Origin of the sequence: Bartonella sp. TT119HLJHH, from assembly GCF_042193385.1 — a bacterium.
In the GTDB taxonomy this organism is placed as follows: Bacteria; Pseudomonadota; Alphaproteobacteria; order Rhizobiales; family Rhizobiaceae; genus Bartonella.
This window is the reverse complement of sequence record NZ_JBHILS010000110.1, coordinates 1-976: the sequence shown is the minus strand read 5'-3', so window position 1 is coordinate 976 and position 976 is coordinate 1. Positions and strand designations below refer to the sequence as shown.

Here is a 976-nt window from a genome sequence, read left to right as displayed (position 1 = left end):
CTGATAGCCAAGATTTTGCGCTATTCTATAAATCTCTTCTGCCGGATTGAGATCTCTTTGTGCACAAGTCGCTACAAGAGCATGCAATTGATCTCTTATAATCGCATCTATTGTGTTTTGTTGTCCATACTCAGGATAAAGTGATGACCAAGAACTCAATTCCTTTGCGCGTGCCTCATAAAGAAAATTTGCCGCGGCGTCAAAATCACTGGATTTATTTTGAAACGACTTAACAGAATTATTAAAAAATTCACCAAGACGTATATCATGCTGCTGCCGTTCCTCAGCTTGTCTTAGCGCTTCTTTCTGTTCCCTAATATACGCATCCTGCTCTTGTAGCTTTTTTCCCATCCAACTCATATAGCCAATAATGTCTTGTGTAGGGTCTGGGGGTGCATTTTCACCTTCAACCATTGGCGTCTGGGATTGGGGTTCATAAAACTTTACAAGCGCTTCACGGGCTTGTTTGGCTTGTTGCTCCATACGCTGCTGCTCTATGCTAGGAACAATTTCTGAAGGTTTTTCAACAGGCTGTGCAACCGGCTCTGGAGAGGTGACATCATCATTATCAATCGTTTCACCATCATAAGTGCCGGCATCAAAAGAGCTCTCATCATCAAAGACCGGTGCTCCAACTCTGTAATCTTCATTCATAGCTTCATTCATTTCTGCATTCATTCTTTCACCTCTCTTAACTATGCATACCTCTGTGTAATGCTATTCGCTCTCGCATAATCTGATTATGTGCCTGATCATTGAGAAGCTTCTGCCGTTCAATCTCATAGCGTTGCTTCATCAGTTCTGCGTCTGTTTTTGCTCTCTCTTGATGCACAAAAAGATCAATCTGCTTTTGTTGCAAATCCATCTGATGCATCTGTGCTTTCGTCTCTAAGTCTTGTTGCTTTTCCTGCAACTTCATTTCCTGCTCGGGGTCCATCTGCTGTTGTTGTGCCATTTGTTGCTGTTGGAACTTCTC

The 976-nt window shown here is 42.5% G+C and carries 1 protein-coding gene and 1 pseudogene; both read right to left on the bottom strand.

The window, feature by feature from the left end; genetic code table 11:
• Positions 1–678, bottom strand: a 678-nt coding sequence (locus ACFIJL_RS09600) for a hypothetical protein (protein WP_375624490.1), incomplete at its 3' end; no start/stop codon positions are given.
• Positions 679–691: 13 nt separating this feature from the next.
• Positions 692–976, bottom strand: a pseudogene (locus ACFIJL_RS09595) (phage portal protein); the annotation flags it as partial.